This is a genomic window from Roseococcus thiosulfatophilus (assembly GCF_017311575.1).
Classification (GTDB): domain Bacteria; phylum Pseudomonadota; class Alphaproteobacteria; order Acetobacterales; family Acetobacteraceae; genus Roseococcus; species Roseococcus thiosulfatophilus.
Genome location: NZ_JAFFQY010000011.1, coordinates 270855 through 289966, shown reverse-complemented (window position 1 = coordinate 289966; position 19112 = coordinate 270855). Strand labels below are relative to the sequence as shown.

Sequence of the window (19112 nt, the reverse complement as noted above, 5' to 3'; positions counted from 1 at the left end):
GGCCGGGCCCGCCAACAGCAAAGGGACGCCCATGCACATCGCTGTCTTCAGCACGAAACCCTATGATCGCCACTTCCTGGACGCCGCCAACCAGGAGGCGGGCGCGCCCCACCAACTCACCTACCTGGAGCCGCGCCTGTCGCTCCAGACGGCCGTGCTGGCGAAGGGTGCGGACGCCGTCTGCGTCTTCGTGAACGACGGGGCCGGGGCCGAGGTGCTGGAGGCGCTGCACGCGCAAGGCGTGCGGATGCTGGCGCTGCGCTGCGCGGGCTTCAACAATGTGGACCTCGCGGCCGCCAGGCGACTCGGCCTGCCCGTGGGCCGCGTCCCCGCCTATTCGCCCGAGGCGGTGGCCGAGCACACGGTGGCCATGATCATGGCGCTGAACCGCAACATCCACCGCGCCCATGCCCGGGTGCGCGAGGGCAATTTCGCGCTCGACGGGCTGCTGGGCTTCGACATGAAGGGCCGCACCGTCGGCATCGTGGGCACGGGGCGCATCGGCGCCGCCTTCGCGCGCATCATGCGGGGCTTCGGCTGCCGTGTGCTGGCCTTCGACCCCATGCCGGATGCGGAACTCGGCCTCAATTACGTGCCGCTCGACCGGCTCCTGGCCGAGGCCGACATCGTCAGCCTGCATTGCCCGCTCAACCCCGCCACGCACCACCTGATCGACGAGGCGGCCATCGCGCGGATGAAGCGCGGCGTCATGCTCATCAACACCAGCCGCGGCGCCATCGTGGACACGCGCGCGGCCATCAAGGGGCTGAAGAGCGGCGCCATCGGCCATCTCGGCCTCGACGTCTATGAGGAGGAGGCGGACCTCTTCTTCGAGGACCTCTCGGGCCAGGTGTTGCAGGACGACATCTTCGCCCGCCTGCTGACCTTCCCCAACGTGCTCATCACCGCGCACCAGGCCTTCTTCACCGAGGATGCGCTGATGGCCATCGCGCGCACCACGCTCGACAACATCACCTGCTTCGCGGAGACGGGCGCGCCCCGGCACGAGGTCTCGGTCGAGAAGCTGGCCTGAACATGCTGGCGCTGACCGCGCTGCTGCCCATCCTGGTCATCCTCGCGCTCATGCTGGGCGCGCGCTGGGCAGCGGGGCCGGCGGGGCTCGCGGGCTTGGCCGTGGCACTTCCCGTGGCGCTCTGGGGCTTCGGCTGGGACGCGGCGGGGCTGCCCGGTGTGGCGGCCGAGGCGGGTTTCACGGCACTCACCATCCTCTGGATCGTCTTCCCGGCGCTGATGCTGCACGAGGCGCAGATGGCGGGCGGCGGCACGGCCACCATCCGCGCCGCCATCGCGCGCCTCTCCGACGATCCGCGCATCATGGCGCTGCTGGTGGCCTGGTTCTTCGCCCTCTTCGCGGAGGGGGCCGCGGGCTTCGGCACGCCGGTGGCACTCGCAGCCCCCATTCTGGTGGCGCTGGGCTTTTCGCCCGCGCGCGCCGTGGCGCTGGCCCTGGTGGGGCATGCGGTGGGGGTGAGCTTCGGCGCGGTGGGCACGCCGGTGGCCGCGCAACTCGCGCTGACGGGGCTCGATCCGCTGGCGCTCTCGGGTGCCACGGCGGGGCTGCATGCGGCGCTGGGCTGGACCATGGCGCTGGCGGTCCATCGGCTGGCGGCGGGGCAGGGGGGTTCGGCGGGCCCGGTCTGGGCGCTGGCCGCGGGCGTCGCTTTCTTGCTGCCGGCAACCGTCATCGCCGTCTTCGTGGGGCCCGAATTGCCCACGCTGGGCGGGGCGCTGCTGGGGGGCCTGGGCTTCGCGCTCTGGGTGCGCGGACGCGGCGCGGCGGGCGGCCCCGGCGCGCGCGAGATGCTGGGCGCGGCCCTTCCCTACCTGCTGCTGCTGGCGCTGATCCTGGCCACGCGCCTCATTCCGCCGCTGGGCGAGGCGCTGCGCGGCGTCACCCTCTCCTGGACCTTGCCCGGCGGCTTCGCGGGCAGCGTGCAGCCGCTCTACCACCCGGGCACCATGCTGCTGCTGGGGCTGCTGCTGGCCGCCCTGCTGCGCCGCACGCCGCCCGGCGTGCTGGCGGGTGCGGCCGGGCGGGCGGCGGCGCGGCTGCCTTCGGTGCTGCTGGCGCTGGTGGCCATGCTGGCGCTGGCGCGCCTCATGGTCCATGCCGGGCTGATCGAGGCCCTGGCCGAAGGCGCCTCCCTCGCGCTTGGCGGCGCCTGGCCGGCGCTTTCCCCGGCCGCGGGCGCGCTGGGCACCTTCGTCACCGGTTCGGCCACCGCGTCGAACATCCTGCTCACGGAATTCCAGCGCGCCACGGCCGAGACGCTGGGGCTGTCGGTGCCGCTGATGCTGGCGGGGCAGGGGGTGGGGGCGGCCATCGGCAACATCATCTGCCCGCACAACATCGTGGCCGGCGCCGCGACGGTGGGGCTGGTGGGCCGCCAGGCGAGCGAGGTGCTGCGCGCCACCCTGCCCGCCGCCCTGCTCTATGCCGCGCTGGCCGGCGCCTTGCTGCTGGCCATCACTTGATCACGGCGGCCAGAAGAACAGCAGCGAGGGCACGGCCACCGCCAGCACCACGATCTCCAGCGGCAAACCCAACCGCCAGTAGTCGCCGAAGCGCAGCCCGCCCGGCCCCAGGATCAGCGTGTTGTTCTGGTGCCCGATGGGCGTGAGGAAGGCGCAGGAGGCGCCGATGGCCACCGCCATCAGGAAGGCATCGGGCGAGGCGCCGAGCTGCGAGGCCGTGCCCAGCGCCACCGGGCACATCACCGCGGCCGTGCCCGCATTGTTCATGAAGTCCGACAGCGTCATGGTCACGGCCATGATCAGCGCCAGCGCCGCCGCCGGCCCCAGCGCGGCCACGGGCGCCAGCAGCAGCCCGGCCAGCATGTCGGCCGCGCCCGTGGTGGCCATCGCATCGGCCACCGGCAGCAGCGCGCCCAGCAGCACCACCACGGGCCAATCCACCGAATCATAGAGGCGGCGCAGCGGCAGCAGGCCCAGCGCCAGCACCGCCAGCACCCCGGCGGCAAAGGCGATGGCGGCGGGCAACAGCCCGAAGGCGGCACCCCCCACGGCCAGCGCCATCACGCTGGCGGCCAGCGTGGCGCGGCGGCCATCGGGCAGGCGCAGCTCGCGCTCGGCCAGCGGCACCAGGCCATAGGTCTGCGCGACCTCGGCCAGGGCTTCCTCCGAGCCCTGCATCAGCAGCACATCGCCCTCGCGCAGGCTCATCCCGCGCATGCGCGCCCCCATGCGCGCCCCCCGGCGCGAGATGGCCAGCAGGTTCACGCCAAAGCGGCGGCGCAGGTGCAGGTCGGTGGCCGAACGGCCCGCGATCTCGGCGCGGGGGCGGACCACGAATTCGGCCAGCACCACCTGTTCGGATTGCAGGGCGGCGCCCTTCACGCGCTCGGATTGCGCGGCGGCGTCGGGCAGATCCTCCTCCAGCCGCAGGCCGAGGTCGGAGAGCGCGCTGGCCAGCGCCTCGGGCTCGGCGCGGATCAGCAGGATGTCGTCCGCATGCACCTCGCGGAAGGGGTGGGGGGCGGCGATGCGGCGTTCGTGGCGCACCAGGCCCAGCACCTGCGCGTCGCTTTCGCGCAGCGCGGCCTCGATGGCGTTCAGCGTCATGCCGGCGGCCTTGGCCCCCTCGGGCACGCGGGCCTCCGTCAGATAGGGGCCGGTGGCGAAGCCCTCGGCGCCCGTCACGGCGCGGGCGGGGATCAGCCGCCAGCCGCCCAGCAGGATGAGGGCGAGGCCCGCCAGCGTCACCGCCACACCCACGCCGGCGAAGTCGAACATGCCAAAGCCGTAGCCGCCCGCGGCCTCCGCCCGGAAGCCCGAGACGATGAGGTTGGGCGGCGTGCCGATCAGCGTGGTCATGCCGCCCAGGATGGAGGCGAAGGCCAGCGGCATCAGCACCCGCCCCGGCGGCAGGCTGAGCCGCGCCGAGACCTGGATGGCCACCGGCATCAGCAGCGCCAGCGCGCCCACATTGTTCATGAAGGCCGAGAGCGTGGCCGCCAGTATGCACAGCGCCGCCAGCGTCAGCGTCGGCCCCGTGCTGCGCGGGATGGCGTTGCGCGTCAGCATGTCCACCGCCCCGCTGGCCTGGAGTGCCGCGCTCAGCACCAGCACGCAGGCGACGGTGATGACGGCCGGGTGCCCGAAGCCCGCGAAGGCATCGCCCGGCGCCACCAGCCCCGCCGCCACCGCCGCCAGCAGGGCCCCCATCGCCACCAGGTCATGCCGCCAGCGCCCCCACAGGAACAGGAGGATGGCCGCGGCCAGGATTCCGAGGATGGCCGCCTGGGGAAAGGTCATGTCGTGGGGTTCACCAGCAAAGCGGAGGCGATGCCGAAATAGATCAGCACCCCGCTGGCATCGGCGATGGAGGTGATGAGCGGGGCCGAGGCCGTCGCCGGATCCACCTTCAACCGACTGAGCAGAAAGGGCAAGGACAGGCCGATGACGCTGCCCACCAGCACCACGCAGACCATGGTCAGCGCCACCACCACCGCGATCTCGGGCCCGCCGCGCACCAGGCCCAGCAGGGAGACCGCACCCGCCATGGTCAGGCCCAGCAGGGCGGCCACCGTGACCTCGCGCCGGAGCATGCGCGCCCAATCGCCCATCCGCGCCTCGCCGGTGGCGAGCGCGCGGACCATCAGCGTGGCCGACTGGCTGCCCGCATTGCCGCCGCTGTCAATCAGCAGCGGCAGGAAGAAGACGAGCGCGACATTGGCCGCGATGACATCCTCGAAGGCCGCGATGCCCGCGCCCGAGAAGAGGTTGGCGAAGACCAGCACCACCAGCCAGGAGATGCGCTTGCGATAGAGCAGCCCCACCGTCGCGTTCAGCATCGAGACGCCGAGCGAGTTGGAGCCGCCGGCCTTGTGGAAATCATCTGTCGCCTCGGCCTCGGCCACGTCCATGGCGTCGTCGGCGGTGATGATGCCCACCATCATCTCGCCCCCGTTGATGACGGGGATGGCGGGCAGGTCGTAGCGGGCGATGGCGCGGGCGGCTTCCTCGGCCTTGTCCTGGGCGTGGACGGTGGGCGGGTCGCGCCGCATCAGCGCCTCGACGAGGCGCCCGGCGGGGGCCAGCACCAGGTCCTCCAGCGTCACGGTGCCGAGCAGCCGCCGCTGGGGCGACAGCACATAGGCGACGTGGATCGTCTCCTTGGAATGCGCCTGGCCGCGCAGCGTCTCGATGGCGTCGCGCGCCGTGAGTTCGCCGCGCAGCACGGCGTATTCGCTGGTCATCACCGCGCCCGCCGTGCCGGCCGGATAGGCGGCGAGGCGGCGGATGTCCTCGCGCTCGGCGGCGGCGAGCGCCGGCAGCAGCGCCTCCTGCGCCTCGGGGCCGAGGCGCGCCCAGAGGTCCGCGCGCTCATCCGCGTCCATGGCGGTGACCAGCGCCGCGAAGTCGCGCGGCGGGGCGGCGCGCGCCATGCCGAGCTGGAGCGCGGGGTCGAGGTAGCCGAAGGCCTCCGCGCGGCGGGTCAGCGGCAGGGTGGACATGATGGCCCAGCCCGCCTCGGCCGGGCGGCGGGAGAGCAGGGCGGCGAGGTCCGCCGGGTGCAGGGAGGCGGCGGTCTCGGGCGCGAGGGCCAGGGTCTGCGCGGTGGTCATGGGGGGCATCGCGTTCTCTTCGCTCGGCAGGGTGGGCGGACCCGCCGGAAAGAACGCGCGAACCGTCAGCCGGTCGGCGTCGTTCCGGTGCGGTGTCCGGTCGCGAGGGTCGGCCTCGGCCGACTGTCGCCTTCTTCGGGCATCGGGGTTCTCCAGGAATTCCGGCCGCGCGGGCCGGATGCGGGGGCATATGCCAGCGCGGGGGGGCGTGGGTCAATGCGACTTGCCATGGCGCGCCCGGGGCCTAGGCTTTCCGGAGGCAAAGGGGATGGCCGCATGGAAAGCTGGAAGACCGCCTGGCGCTCCTTCTACTACGAGGGGGCCCCGGAGGCGCCGGACCCGGCGCTGGAACGCGGCCGCGTGGCGCTGCTGGTGATTGACGTGCAGAACACCTACCTGGCGCGGCCCGACCCCGCGACGCTGCAGGGCGAGGAACTGGCGCGCTACCACCGCTGGACGCCCTTCCACGAGCGGATGCACGGCACCGTCATCCCCACCATCGCGCGGCTGATGGCGGCGTTCCGGGAGGGCGACAACCCCGTGGTCTTCGCCCGCATCGCGGCCCTGCTGCCCGATGGGCGGGACCGTTCGCTGAGCCAGCGCAAGCCCGGCTGGAACGATTTGCTGCTGCCCAAGGATGAGTGGGCATCGCAGGTGGTGCCCGACCTCGCCCCGCGGCCTGATGAGATCCAGGTCACCAAGACCACGGATTCGGCGCTGACCGGCACGAATCTGCGCCTGGTGCTGCAGAACATGGGCATCACGCATGTGGTGGCGACGGGCATCTTCACCGACCAGTGCGTGAGCTCCACCGTGCGGTCCCTGGCCGATGAGAGCTTCGACGTGATCCTGGTCGAGGATGCCTGCGCCGCCGGCAGCCAGGCGGAGCACGAGCAGGAGCTGCGAATCCTGAACCGCATCTATTGCGAGGTGATGACAGCGGACGAACTGCTGGGCTTCCTGCCCCGTTGAACCGGCATGGAATTCCCGTTGCCTGCGGGCGCGGCGGGGCGCTAGCCTCGCGCTGACCGAGGAATGCCCAGCATGACGCCACGCGAAGTCGCCGAGGCCTTCACCGCCGCCCTGAAGGAGGGGCGGGGCGAGGAAACCCGCTTCTGGTCCGATGATGTGGTCAGCCTGGAGGCCATGGACGGCCCCATGGCCCGTTGCGAGGGCCGCCCGGCCGTCGAGGCCAAGAGCGAATGGTGGATGGCCAACCACGAGGTCCACAGCTTCACGGTGGAGGGCCCCTTCGTCCATGGCGACCAGTTCGCCCTGCGCTTTGGCCTCGACTTCACGCGCAAGGAGGACGGGGCGCGCATGACCATGGCGGAGGTCGGGCTTTACACGGTGGCGGACGGGGCCATCATCGAGGAACGCTTCTTCTACTGAAGGCCGGCCCGGCCGGGCGCTTGACGGCGCCCATGCCAGCGGCAACCTTCGGCAACGAATTCGAACGCAGGGGAGGGCAGTCCATGCCTCAGGTTTCGCTGACGGTGAACGGCAAGCAGCACACGGTCGAGGTCGAGGGCCGCACCCTGCTGGTGGAGCTGCTGCGCGAGAAGCTGCGCCTGACCGGCACGCATGTGGGGTGCGACACCAGCCAGTGCGGCGCCTGCGTGGTGCATGTGGATGGCGAGAGCGTGAAGTCCTGCACCACGCTGGCCGTGATGTGCGACGGCGCTTCGGTCACCACCATCGAGGGCCTGGCCAAGCCCGACGGCACCCTGCACCCGATGCAGGAGGCCTTCCGCGAATACCACGCCCTGCAATGCGGCTTCTGCACGCCCGGCATGGTGATGTCGGCCGTGGACCTCGTGGCCAAGAACCCGCAGGGCCTGTCGGAGAAGGAAATCCGCGAGGGGCTGGAGGGCAATCTCTGCCGCTGCACCGGCTACCACAACATCGTGAAGGCCATCGCCGCCGCGCAGGACGTGATGCACGGGAAGCGCGAGACGGTGGCGGCCGCCGCCGAGTAACCGCCTCCCCGCACGCGGCGCCATAAGCCGCGGCGGGATGCGGGCGCTATGGGGCCAGGCGCCCGGGGCTATCCCGCCCCGGCGTCGCCAGGCCTGAGGGAGAGAACGAGAATGAACGTCGTCACCCCCTTCGAGGGCATCGGCGCGAGCGTGAAGCGCAAGGAGGATCTGCGCTTCCTCTCCGGCCGCGGGCAATACACGGACGACATCAACCGCCCCGGCCAGGCGCACGCCTATATTCTCCGCAGCCCGCACGCCCATGCGCGCATCAAGGGCGTGGACACGGCGGCGGCCGCCGCCATGCCGGGTGTCGCGGCCATCTACACCAGCGCGGACCTGGCCGCGATCGGCGGCATTCCCTGCGGCTGGCAGATCCACAACAAGGACGGCACGCCGATGGCGGAGCCGAAGCACCCCGTCCTCGCCGAGGGCAAGGTGCGCCATGTGGGCGACCCCGTGGCGGTGGTGGTGGCCGAAACCCGCCAACAGGCCCGCGACGCGGCCGAGCACATCCATGTGGACTACGAGGTGCTGCCCGCCTCCGTCACCATGGCGCAGGCCCAGGCGCCCGGCGCGCCGGCGGTGCATGACGACAACCCGTCCAACCTCTGCTACGACTGGCACATCGGCGACAAGGCGGCCACCGACGCGGCCTTCGCCGCCGCCGCCCACACCGTGGTCTTCGAGACGACCAACAACCGCCTCGTCCCCAACGCCATGGAGCCGCGCGCGGCCATCGGCGACTACGACACCACCACGGGCGAGCACACCCTCTACACCACCAGCCAGAACCCGCACGTCATCCGCCTGCTGATGGGCGCCTTCGTGCTGCAAATTCCGGAGAGCAAGCTGCGCGTGGTGGCGCCCGATGTGGGCGGCGGCTTCGGCTCCAAGATCTACCACTATGCCGAGGAGGCCATCGTCACCTGGGCGGCGGCGAAGCTGGGCCGGCCGGTGAAGTGGACCGCGGATCGGTCGGAGAGCTTCATGTCCGACGCCCATGGGCGCGACCACATCAGCCGGGCCGAACTGGCGCTCGATGCGGAAGGAAAATTCCTGGGCCTGCGCGTGCACACCCAGGCGAACATGGGCGCCTATCTCTCCACCTTCGCGCCCTGTGTGCCGACCTATCTCTACGCCACGCTGCTGGCCGGGGTGTATTCGACGCCCGCCATCTATGCCGAGGTGAAGGCCGTCTTCACCAACACCGTGCCGGTGGACGCCTATCGCGGCGCGGGCCGGCCGGAGGCCACCTATCTGCTGGAGCGCCTGGTGGACGTGGCGGCGAAGCAGACCGGCTTCGACAAGGTGGAGCTGCGCCGGCGCAACTTCATCCCGACCGACGCCTTCCCCTACCAGACGCCCGTCGCACTCCAGTATGACAGCGGCGACTATTTCTCGACGCTGGAACAGGCGCTGGAGACGGCGGGCTGGGCGACATTCGAGCAGCGCCGGGCCGAAGCGAAGGCGCGCGGCCGCCTGCGCGGCATCGGCATCTCCACCTATCTCGAGGCCTGCGGCATCGCGCCCTCGGCGGTGGTGGGTTCGCTGGGCGCGCGGGCGGGCCTCTATGAGGTCGGCACCATCCGCGTCCACCCCACGGGCAGCGTCACGGTGCTGACGGGCACGCACAGCCATGGCCAGGGGCACGAAACCACCTTCGCCCAGCTCATCGCGGACAAGCTCGGCGTCTCCATCGCCAATGTGGACATCGTCCATGGCGACACGGCCAAGATCCCCTTCGGCATGGGCACCTATGGCAGCCGCAGCCTTGCTGTGGGCGGTTCGGCCATGGACAAGGCGATGGACAAGATCATCGCCAAGGGCAAGCGCATCGCGGCCCATCTGATGGAAGCCTCGGTCGAGGATGTGGAGTTCGAGCGCGGCACCTTCCGCGTCGCCGGCACCGACAAGACCAAGAGCCTGACCGACATCAGCCTCGCGGCCTATGTCCCCCACAACTACCCGATTGATGAGATCGAGCCGGGGCTGGAGGAGACCGCCTTCTACGACCCCAAGAACTTCACCTATCCCGGCGGCTGCCACATCGCCGAGGTGGAGATCGAGATCGAGACGGGCGAGGTCCGCATGGTGAACTTCACCGCGGTGGATGATGTGGGCCGCGTCATCAACCCCATGATCGTGGAGGGCCAGGTGCAGGGCGGCGTCGCCCAGGGCATCGGCCAGGCGCTGCTGGAGGGCTGCGTCTATGACAGCCATGGCCAGCTCATCTCCGCCTCCATGATGGACTACACCATGCCGCGCGCCGATGACCTGGCCCCGGTCAGCGTCGCCACCCACACCACCCTCTGCACCCACAACCCGCTGGGGGTGAAGGGCTGCGGCGAGGTGGGGGCCATCGGCTCGCCGCCCGCCGTCATCAACGCGGTGGTGGACGCGCTGCGCGACTACGACATTTCGCATGTCGAGATGCCCGCGACACAAGAGAAGATCTGGTCCATCATCCACGGCAAGCGCTGACGTCTCAGGAGCCCCCGATGTACGATTTCGCCTATCACAAGCCCTCTTCCGTGGCCGATGCCGTGAAGCTCCTGGCCGCGGACCCCGATGCCAAGGCCGTCTCCGGCGGGCACACCCTGTTGCCCGCGCTGAAGCACCGGCTGAACAAGCCCTCCTCGCTGGTGGACCTCTCGGGCATCGCGGAGATGCGCGGCGTCCGGCGCGAGGGCAATGCCCTCATCATCGGCGCGCTGACCCGCCACCATGAGGTGGCGAACAGCGAGGAGGTGAAGTCCGCCATCCCCGCGCTGGCCTACATGGCGCAGCACATCGGCGACCAGCAGGTCCGCAACCGCGGCACGCTGGGTGGTTCCGTCTCCAACAACGACCCGGCGGCGGACTACCCGGCGGCGGTGCTGGGGCTGGGCGCCACCATCCACACCAGCAAGCGCAAGATCGCGGCGGATGACTTCTTCCTGGGGATGTTCACCACCGCCCTCGAACATGACGAGATCCTGGTGGCGGTGGAATTCCCCATCCCGGAGAAGGCGGGCTACGCCAAGATGCGCAACCCGGCCAGCCGCTACGTCATGGCCGGCGCCTTCGTCTCGAAGGGCCCCAAGGGCGTGCGCGTGGCCATCAATGGCGCCGCCGCCTGCGTGTTCCGCCAGTCGGAGATGGAGGCCGCGCTCTCGTCCAACTGGTCGGCCGATGCGGTGGCGGGCATCAAGCAGCCCGCCGATGACCTGAACAGCGACATCCATGGCAGCGCCGAGTACCGCGCGCACCTGGTGACGGTGATGGCGAAGCGGGCGGTCGCCGCCGCCGGCTGACGCGCCCCGATGACCGAAGGGCCGTCAGGCCCGGAGGTCTGAATCGGGTCGCCCGAGTGGAACGCCCCGATGACCGAGGGGCCGTCAGGCCCGGAGGTCTGAATCGGGTCGCCAGATGCTTTGGGCCGCGCTCCGCACGGGGCGCGGCCCTTTTGCTTTTCGCGCGCCGGGGGCAAGGTGCGCGCCATGGAACTGGACAACCCCTCCGTCATCGCCGAGGCCCGCGCCGTCTTCGACCGCTACGAGGACGCGCTGATGAACAACCGCACCGAGATCCTGAACGAGATCTTCTGGGCCGACCCGCGCACCGTGCGCTTCGGCATCACGGAAATCCTCTACGGCATCGAGGCCATCCGCGGCTTCCGCGCCTCGGTGAAGGCCTATGCGCAGCGGGTGCAGCGCAAGGTGCACATCACCAGCTTCGGCCAGGATTTCGCCTGCACCCACCTGGAATACGAACGCGTGGGCACGGGGCTGATCGGCCGCGAGACCAAGATTATGGTGCGCCTGCCCGACCTCGGCTGGCGGGTGGTGTCGGCGCATGTCTCGCTGCTGGCGGGGCAGGACCCGGGGAGGAATTGATGGCCACCGATTCACGCCTCCAGGCCATGCGGCCTTCCGGCGATCGGGGGCGGGCGTGATGGCCACCACCCAGGTCGCCATCATCGGCGGCGGCATCATGGGCGCCTGCGCGGCGCTGGCCGCCCAGCGCGAGGGCTTCGCCGTCACCCTCATCGAACCCGGCACCCCCGGTGGCGAACAGGCCGCCAGCTACGGCAATGGCTGCTGGCTCAGCCCCGCCAGCGTGGTGCCGCCCGCCTTGCCCGGCCTGTGGCGCAAGGTGCCGAAGTTCCTCATGGACCCGCTGGGGCCGCTCGCCATCCGCTGGTCCTACTTCCCCCGCGTGGCGCCCTGGCTGACGCGCTACCTGGCCTCGGGCTGGACCGAGGCGAAGGTGATGCGGACCGGCCATGCCCTACGCGCCCTGGTGCGCGGCGCCCCCGAACTGCACGCGGCCCTGGCCGAGGAAGCGGGCGTGGGCCACCTCATCGAACGGCGCGGCCTGCTCTACATCTACCCCTCCCGCGCGGATTTCGAGGCGGAGGCGCTGGCCTGGCGCGTCCGCGCCGAGACGGGGGTGAAGTGGCTCGAATTGAACGAGGACGAACTCCGCCAGCGCGAACCCGAGCTCGACCGCCGCTACCGCTTCGGCGTGCTGGTGGAGGAGGGCAGGCATTGCCGCGACCCCGGCGCCTATGTCGCCGCCCTGGTGGCGCTCGCCGAACGGCAGGGCGCGCGGCGCATGCCCTCCCGCGCCACCGGGTTCCGCATCGAGGGCGGGCGGCTGCGGGCCGTCCTGACCGACCAGGGCGAGGTGCCCGCCGACCGCGCCGTGATCTGCGCCGGCGCCCATTCCAAGGCATTGGCCCGCGCCGCCGGCGACAGCCTGCCGCTGGAGAGCGAGCGCGGCTACCACGCCATGGTCGAGGGCGCCGAGGCCGGCCCCCGCACGCCCATGATGCCCTCCGACGGCAAGATGAGCGTGACCATGACCGACCGCGGCCTCCGCTGCGCGGGCCAGGTCGAGATCGCGGGGATCGAGGCCGCCCCCAACTGGAAGCGCGCCGAAATCCTGCGCGACCACCTGCTGCGCAGCTTCCCCGCCCTGCCGCGTGACCTGCCGGCGGAGCGGGTGCGGTTCTGGATGGGCCACCGCCCCTCCATGCCCGACGGGCTGCCCGTGCTCGGCCCCGCCCGGGCCTGCCCGGACATCCTCTACGGCTTCGGCCATGGGCATGTGGGGCTGGTGGCGGCGCCGCGCTCGGCGGGAATCCTGGCCGCCATGCTGGCCGGCCGCCCGCCGGAGCCCGACGCCGCGCCCTATGCCCCCACGCGCTTTCGCTGACGCTTTTCCCGTGCAAAGCGTCGCGGAGAATGTCATTGTTGCCGTGGCGGCCTGGCATCCCGTTCGGCCGTGACGTGTTTATGGGTTGAAGAGCAACGTGTCTGACGATTATTCGCCTGATGGCGGCGAGGGCGGCCTGATCGAGGCCAAGGTGAAGTGGTACAACGGGCGAAAGGGCTTCGGCTTCGTGCTCGGCCCTGATGGGCAGGACGTGTTCTTCCACGCCTCGGCCCTGACCGAGGCCGGCGTGGACCAACCCGACACCGATGACATCCTGGTGTGCGAAATCGGCTCCGACCGGCAGGGCCGGCGGCTGGTCACCCGCATCACCGAACTGAAGCGCGGCCCCGGCGGCGGCGCTGGCGCGCCCCGCGGCGGCTTCGGCGACCGCCCCCCCCGGCGCGACTTCGGCGACCGTCCCCCCCGGCGTGACTTCGGCGGCCCCGGTGGCGGCTTCGGCGGCGGCGGCGGCTTTGGGGACCGTCCCCCCCGGCGCGATTTCGGCGCCCCCGGCGGCGGCTTCGGCGACCGTCCCCCCCGGCGTGACTTCGGTGGCGGCGGCGGTGGCTTCGGCGACCGTGGCGGCTTCGGCGGCGGCGGTGGCGGCTTTGGCGGCCCGCGCGGCGGCGGCGGCTTCGGCGGCGGCGATCGTGGCCCCCGGCGCAACTTCGACGAGGGCAGCGGCCCCGTCTATCCGCTGAACGGCACCGTGAAGTGGTTCGACCAGGTGCGCGGCTTCGGCTTCGTGACGCCGGAAGATGGCGGGCAGGACGTGTTCCTGCACTCCTCCGTGCTGACGCGCGCCGGCCGCACCGATCTGCAGCAGGGCGAGAAGGTCTCGCTCGACGTGCGGGACGGGCAGCGCGGCCGCCAGGCCGTCGGCATCAAGTAACGGCGCGGCCCACGCCGTCTCCGGGGCCCCGTGGCATCCGCCGCGGGGCCTTTTTCATGCGCGGTGGAGAAAGCCCATGTCCTCGCCGGCCGATGACATCCTCCGCCTCTACGACGACCACGCGGCCGCCTTCGCCCGGCTCCGCAGCCAGGCCCTGTTCGAGCGCGGCTGGCTCGATGCCTTCATGGATGCCATGCCGCCCTCCGGGCGGGAGGTGCTGGACCTGGGCTGCGGCACCGGCCTGCCGCTGGCCGCGCACCTGGCCGCGCGCGGCTGCCGCATCACCGGGCTGGACGGCGCGCCGGCCATGATCGCCGCGGCGCGCCGGAACCTGCCGGACCATCGCTGGCTCCTGGCGGACATGCGCGAGCCGCCGGCGCTCGGCCCCTTCCACGGCCTGCTGGCCTGGCACAGCTTCTTCCACCTGGCGCATGACGCGCAGCGCCGGATGTTCCCGGTCTTCGCCCGGCTGGCGCATGCCGGCGCGGCGCTGATGTTCACGAGCGGCCCCGGCCATGGCGAGGCGCTGGGCGAGTTCGAGGGCCGGCCCCTCTACCACGCGAGCCTCGACGCCGCGGAATACAAGGGCCTGCTGGCGACCAGCGGCTTCGAACTGCTGCGCCATGTCCGCGAGGACCCCTCCTGCGGCGGCGCCACGGTCTGGCTGGCCAGGAAAGGCCTGCCCGCGGATTGACCGCCTGTGCCTCCCGCCCGGGCGGCGGAACGCATGGTGGCGGAGTTTGGACCCGCACGCCCATGTTTCGGGATCTTGCAAGCTTGGCCTAGATTGCCCGCAACCTGACCGGAGACTGAACCATGCGCCGCCGCTCGCTTCTCGCGCTTCCCCTCCTCGCCACCCCCGCCATCGCCAGCGCCCAGGCCAACTGGCCCAGCCGCCCCATCACGCTGATCGGCGGCTTCCCGAACGGCTCGGGGGTGGACATCTACCAGCGCCGCCTGGCCGAGCCGCTCTCCCGCGCGCTGGGCCAGCCCATCGTGGTGGACAACCGCACCGGGGCGGGCGGCAATATCGGCTCCGACCATGTCGCGAAGGCGCGGCCCGATGGCTACACCTTCTATTTCGGCACGGCCGGCACGCACGCCATCAACGCCAGCCTCTACCGCAGCCTGCCCTTCGACGTGGTGCGCGACTTCACGCCCATCGCGCATCTGGGCGACGTGCCGAACCTGATGCTGGTCAGCCCCGAGCGTCGGCCGCAATTCACCGATTGCGCCACGGTGCTGGCCGCCGCCCGCGCCAATCCCGGCCGGCTGAACTTCTCCAGCACGGGCAATGGCGCCTCCACCCACCTGACGGGCGCGCAGTTCAACGCGGCGGCGGGCGTGGACATCACCCATGTGCCCTTCCGCGGCCAGCCGGGGGCGGCGCTGGCGCTGCTGAGCGGCGATGTGGACGTCTTCTTCAACCAGACCGGCCCGGGCATCGGCATGGTGCGCCAGGGCCAGGCCCGCGCCCTGGGGGTGACCACCGCGCAGCGCATCCCGAGCCTGCCCGACGTGCCCACCGTGGCCGAGGCCTGCAACCTGCCCGGCTTCGTCAGCAGCACCTGGTATGGCCTCTTCGGCCCCGCCAACCTGCCCGCGCCCATCCTGGAGCGCATGTCCTCCGAGGTGACGAAGATCCTGCAGACGGAGGAATTCCAGCGCTGGCTGGTGGACACGCAGGGCATCACGCCCCCCACCGTCTTCACCCCGGCCGAATTCGCCGCCATCCAGCGCCAGGACATCGCGCGCTGGGCCGAGGTGGTGCGCGTCTCCGGCGCGCGGGTGGACTGAGCGCCATGTGCCGCCGCGCCCTTCTGCTGGGTGGGGCGGCGCTTTCGCTGCCCGGCTTCGGCCCGGTGCCGCCCGTCCACCTGCACCGCCCCGCCGCATGGCGGCCGGGGGGCAGGGTGGTCGTGGTGGTGCACGGGGTGGGCCGCAACGCCGATGGCTACCGCGACGCCTGGGCCCCCCATGCCGAGGCGCAGGGATTCCTGCTGCTCTGCCCCGAATTTTCCCAGGCGCAGTTTCCTGGGGCGCGGCATTTCAGCCAGGGCAATGCCCGCGCGCCGCGCGCCCAATGGCGCTTCGCCGCGCTGGACGCGGCGGTGGACGCGGCGCTGGCGGCCCAGGGCGACGCGCCCGGCCGGGAGTTTTCCCTGTATGGCCATTCCGCCGGCGCGCAATTCGTCCACCGGCACCTGCTGCTGACCGGGGCGGCGCGCGCGCGGCGCGTGGTGATCGCCAATGCCGGCTGGTATTCCTTCCCCGACACCGGCACGCCCTTCCCGCATGGGTTGGGAGGCCTGGACCTTGACCCCGCGGCGCTGCGCGCCGCCCTGGCCCGCGACGTGGTGATCCTGCTGGGCGAGGCCGACACCGACCCGCACCACCCCAGCCTGCGGCGCGACGCCATGACCGACCGCCAGGGGGTGAACCGGCTGGAGCGCGGGCGGAACTTCCACGCCGCCGCGCAGGCGCTCGCGGCGGCGGAGGGTGTTCCCTTCCATTGGCGCCTGCTCACCGTTCCGGGGGTCGGGCACGTGAATGCGCGCATGGCCGTGGCGGCGGCGCCGCTGCTGGTCTGAAATTCACCTGGACTTCGCCTGACATGTCAGTGATATTGTACCCGTCATGTCGCTGCTCACGCCCATCGAGGCGCCGCCCTCGCTGACCGAACAGGCCGTCGCCGCCCTCCGCCGCGACATCCTCTCCACCCGCCTAGCCCCTGGTGAGACCATTTCCGAGGCCGCGGCAGCCCAGCGGCTCGACATGGGCAAGGCGCCCATCCGCGCCGCGCTGGCGCGGTTGGCGGAGGATGGGCTGGTGCAGGCCGTGCCGCGCCGGGGCTGGATGGTCAGCCTCGTCACCATTCGCGACATCCATGAGGTCTTCGACCTGCGCCTGCTGCTGGAGCCCGAGGCTGCCCGCCGCGCCGCCGGCCGGGTGGACACCACCATGCTGGCCCGCCTCGATGCCGTCTGCGCCGAGGGCTATGATTGCGGCGATGCCGAGAGCGCCATGTGCTACCTCGACGCCAACAAGCGCTTCCACGTCGCCATCGCGGAGCTTTCGGGCAACAACCGCCTGGCCCGCCAGCTCGATCGGATGTTGGACGAGAGCACGCGCATGCTGGTCCTGGGCCTGCGCCGGCGCGACCGCACCATGGAAATGGCGCATGAGCACCATGAGCTGGTAGAACGCCTGGCGCTCGGCCAGGGCGAGGCCGCGGCCGCCCTCATGCACGAACAGGTCGCCGCCAGCCGCGAGATGGTGCTGGCGGCGCTGACGGCCCCCGATGCGATGACGGCGGTGTAGCCCCATGAACGTGATCCTTCCCCTCGAAACCTCCCTCGACCGGATGCTGGCCGATGTGGCCGTCGCCGCCCGCGCGCCGCTGGCCCGCCGGGACCGCGCCGTGGCCGAGGCGCTGGCGCCGCACATGACGGACCCGCGCCTGCTCTCGGGCCGCGACTGTCCCTGCAACCCGGACCGCTATGTGCGGCACCTGCTGCACGCCGACCCGGCCGGCGAATATGCGGTGGTGGCGCTGGTCTGGCGGCCGGGGCAGATGTCGCCCGTGCATGCCCACCGCACCTGGTGCGCGCTGGGCGTCCACCAGGGAGTGCTGAGCGAGCATTATTACCGGCCGGGCGCCCCGCCGGTGCCGGACTCCGTCCATCTGCGCCGCGCGGGCGATGTCAGCCACGGCCCGGCCGACCCCGACCTCATCCACCGCCTGGCCAATTGCTCGGCAGAGGTGGCGGTCTCCATCCATGTCTATGGCGTGCCCTTCGAGGATTTCGGGGACCGGGTGAACCTGATCCTGGGCTGAATGCTGGACTTTTCGGGGCGCGCGGGCGCATGGTGATGTTCGCCTCGTGCCGTGCCGTGCCCGACAGGCCACCCCCGGTAAGATGGTAAGATCGTAAGATGGTAAGGCGGCCCAGCCCCGCGCCGCGCGCGGCCATGCCCCCCCAAAGCCGCGGTTGACCCGCGGCCCCCCGCCGCGTCTCCTGCCCCTGTGACGCCCCCCCGCCGCCCGTGACGCCTCCGCCCAAGCTCCTGCTCGGCCTGCTCTTCGGCACGGCCGCGGCCTTCATCTGGAGCGGCCATGCGGTGGTGGCCCGCAACGCGCTGGCCGGGCAGGGGCTGCACGCGCTGGACCTGCTCTTCTGCCGCTACATTCCGGGCGCGCTGCTGCTGGCGCCGCTGGCCTGGCGCGAGCGGCGGGTGCTGGCCGCGCTCGGCCCCTGGAAGCTGCTGGCGCTGAGCATCACGGGCGGGGCCTTCAACCTCAGCCTCTTCGTCACGGCGCTGTATTTCGCGCCCGCCAGCCACGGCGCCACCATCGCGCCCATGACCGGGCCGGTCGTGGCCGCACTCGCCGCCTGGTGGCTGCTGCGCGAACGGCCCACGGCCGGCCGTGCCGCGGCCCTCGGCGTCATGCTGCTGGGCGTGCTGCTGATCGGCTGGGACGGGCTGGGGCTGCACCCGGGCGCCTGGCGGGGCGACCTGATGCTGGTGGGGGCGGGCGCCACCTGGGGCCTCTTCACCGTGCTGCTGCGGCGCTGGCAGGTGGCGGCCATCCCGGCCACGGCGGCGGTCTCGGTGGTGTCGGCGCCCATGGTGCTGCCGCTGTTCCTGGCCTTCCGCGCGGAGGAATTCTTCGCCCAGCCCATCACGCTCATCGCCTGGATGATCGTGGCGCAGGGGCTGCTGCTGGGCGTTGTCTCCATGTTCCTCTTCGCCCGCTGCGTGGAGACGCTGGGGGCGACGCGGGCCGGCACCATCTCCGTGCTGGTGCCGGTGATGGGCCTGCTGATGGCCGCCTTCTTCCTGGCCGAGCCCATCGGCTGGTTCAAGGCGATCGGCGCCGGGCTGGCGGCGGGGGCGATGCTGGTGGCCGTGCTCTTCACCGGCCGCCGGCTGGGCTGACCGTGACCCAGCCGCTGGTCGCATGCGCCACCAGCACCCCGTCCTCGGCGCGGGTGATCCGCACCTCGCCATAGAGGCTGCGGCCCTTCGGCTTGATCAGCCGCGCATGGGCCACCACCGCCGCATTCCCCGCCGGGCGCAGGAACTGCATGGAGAGGCTGCTGGTCAGGCTGCGGTCCTCGCCCTCGCTGATGGCCAGCAGCGCGGCCCACATCGCCATATCCGCCAGCCCCATCATGGCGGGGCCCGAGAGGGTGGGGCCAGGCCGGAGCAGCACGGGCAGGGGGTCGAGCCGCAGCCGCGCCTCGCCCCCGCCCGCCTCCAGCACGCGCACGCCCCAGGCGGCGGTCATGGGCAGTTCGGCATGCATGAGGGCTTCGAGGGCCTGGATGTCCACGCGGTGTTCCTTCGGCGTCGGTTCTGCGCGTTCAGCATGCAGCGCCGCGTGCCGGGCCCCAAGCGGGGGTGCGGCCGGGCCTGGACGCGGGGTGC

19 protein-coding genes are annotated in these 19112 nt (G+C 71.8%); 16 read left to right on the top strand and 3 right to left on the bottom strand.

Going from position 1 to position 19112, the window contains the following annotated elements; all coding sequences use genetic code 11:
- Positions 1-31 precede the first annotated feature (31 nt).
- Entirely contained in the window at positions 32-1033 is a 1002-nt protein-coding gene (locus JTN19_RS07080; RefSeq protein ID WP_206931200.1) for a 2-hydroxyacid dehydrogenase, read from the top strand.
- 2 nt (positions 1034-1035) lie between these two features.
- Positions 1036-2496, top strand: coding sequence for an L-lactate permease (locus JTN19_RS07075; RefSeq protein WP_206931199.1), 1461 nt, complete (start codon positions 1036-1038; stop codon positions 2494-2496).
- On the opposite strand, the gene JTN19_RS07070 is transcribed toward JTN19_RS07075, so the two are convergent.
- Complete coding sequence (locus JTN19_RS07070; protein ID WP_206931198.1) at positions 2497-4296, bottom strand: SLC13 family permease; 1800 nt, start codon at positions 4294-4296, stop codon at positions 2497-2499.
- Positions 4293-5618: a magnesium transporter gene (mgtE, locus tag JTN19_RS07065; protein WP_206931197.1), complete on the bottom strand. Its 1326-nt coding sequence runs from the start codon at positions 5616-5618 to the stop codon at positions 4293-4295. Before mgtE ends, JTN19_RS07070 begins: the two co-directional genes overlap by 4 nt.
- 267 nt (positions 5619-5885) lie before the next feature.
- Between mgtE and JTN19_RS07060 the strand changes: the two genes are divergently transcribed.
- The 14 genes from JTN19_RS07060 to JTN19_RS06990 all read left to right on the top strand — a co-directional run bounded on the left by JTN19_RS07060 (position 5886) and on the right by JTN19_RS06990 (position 18620).
- On the top strand, positions 5886-6581 hold the full coding sequence (locus JTN19_RS07060; protein WP_206931196.1) for a cysteine hydrolase family protein: 696 nt from the start codon (positions 5886-5888) through the stop codon (positions 6579-6581).
- Between the two features lie 72 nt (positions 6582-6653).
- Entirely contained in the window at positions 6654-7001 is a 348-nt protein-coding gene (locus tag JTN19_RS07055) for a nuclear transport factor 2 family protein (RefSeq protein WP_206931195.1), read from the top strand.
- An 83-nt stretch (positions 7002-7084) separates the two neighbouring features.
- Positions 7085-7588, top strand: coding sequence for a (2Fe-2S)-binding protein (locus JTN19_RS07050; RefSeq protein WP_206931194.1), 504 nt, complete (start codon positions 7085-7087; stop codon positions 7586-7588).
- Between the two features lie 111 nt (positions 7589-7699).
- Positions 7700-10069: a xanthine dehydrogenase family protein molybdopterin-binding subunit gene (locus JTN19_RS07045; protein WP_206931193.1), complete on the top strand. Its 2370-nt coding sequence runs from the start codon at positions 7700-7702 to the stop codon at positions 10067-10069.
- Positions 10070-10086: 17 nt separating this feature from the next.
- On the top strand, positions 10087-10881 hold the full coding sequence (locus JTN19_RS07040; RefSeq protein ID WP_206931192.1) for an FAD binding domain-containing protein: 795 nt from the start codon (positions 10087-10089) through the stop codon (positions 10879-10881).
- 186 nt (positions 10882-11067) lie between these two features.
- Positions 11068-11463, top strand: coding sequence for an AtzH-like domain-containing protein (locus JTN19_RS07035; protein WP_206931191.1), 396 nt, complete (start codon positions 11068-11070; stop codon positions 11461-11463).
- Positions 11464-11521: 58 nt separating this feature from the next.
- Complete coding sequence (locus tag JTN19_RS07030) at positions 11522-12787, top strand: NAD(P)/FAD-dependent oxidoreductase (RefSeq protein WP_206931190.1); 1266 nt, start codon at positions 11522-11524, stop codon at positions 12785-12787.
- 97 nt (positions 12788-12884) lie between these two features.
- On the top strand, positions 12885-13679 hold the full coding sequence (locus tag JTN19_RS07020) for a cold-shock protein (protein ID WP_340643288.1): 795 nt from the start codon (positions 12885-12887) through the stop codon (positions 13677-13679).
- Positions 13680-13755: 76 nt separating this feature from the next.
- Positions 13756-14373, top strand: coding sequence for a class I SAM-dependent DNA methyltransferase (locus tag JTN19_RS07015; protein ID WP_206931189.1), 618 nt, complete (start codon positions 13756-13758; stop codon positions 14371-14373).
- A gap of 122 nt (positions 14374-14495) precedes the next feature.
- Positions 14496-15476, top strand: a complete 981-nt coding sequence (locus tag JTN19_RS07010; protein WP_206931188.1) for a Bug family tripartite tricarboxylate transporter substrate binding protein — start codon at positions 14496-14498, stop codon at positions 15474-15476.
- 5 nt (positions 15477-15481) lie between these two features.
- A complete protein-coding gene (locus JTN19_RS07005; protein WP_206931187.1) occupies positions 15482-16270 on the top strand; it encodes an alpha/beta hydrolase in 789 nt (262 codons plus the stop codon).
- 46 nt (positions 16271-16316) lie between these two features.
- A complete protein-coding gene (locus JTN19_RS07000; RefSeq protein WP_206931186.1) occupies positions 16317-17000 on the top strand; it encodes a GntR family transcriptional regulator in 684 nt (227 codons plus the stop codon).
- Between the two features lie 4 nt (positions 17001-17004).
- The gene (locus JTN19_RS06995) at positions 17005-17517 is read left to right on the top strand and encodes a cysteine dioxygenase family protein (RefSeq protein WP_206931185.1); all 513 of its coding nucleotides are present in this window, start codon (positions 17005-17007) and stop codon (positions 17515-17517) included.
- Positions 17518-17726: 209 nt separating this feature from the next.
- Complete coding sequence (locus JTN19_RS06990) at positions 17727-18620, top strand: EamA family transporter (protein WP_206931184.1); 894 nt, start codon at positions 17727-17729, stop codon at positions 18618-18620.
- Here JTN19_RS06990 and JTN19_RS20355 read toward each other — a convergent pair.
- A complete protein-coding gene (locus JTN19_RS20355; protein WP_206931183.1) occupies positions 18598-19017 on the bottom strand; it encodes a hotdog domain-containing protein in 420 nt (139 codons plus the stop codon). The two genes, JTN19_RS06990 and JTN19_RS20355, sit on opposite strands and share 23 nt — an antisense overlap.
- Positions 19018-19112 lie beyond the last annotated feature (95 nt).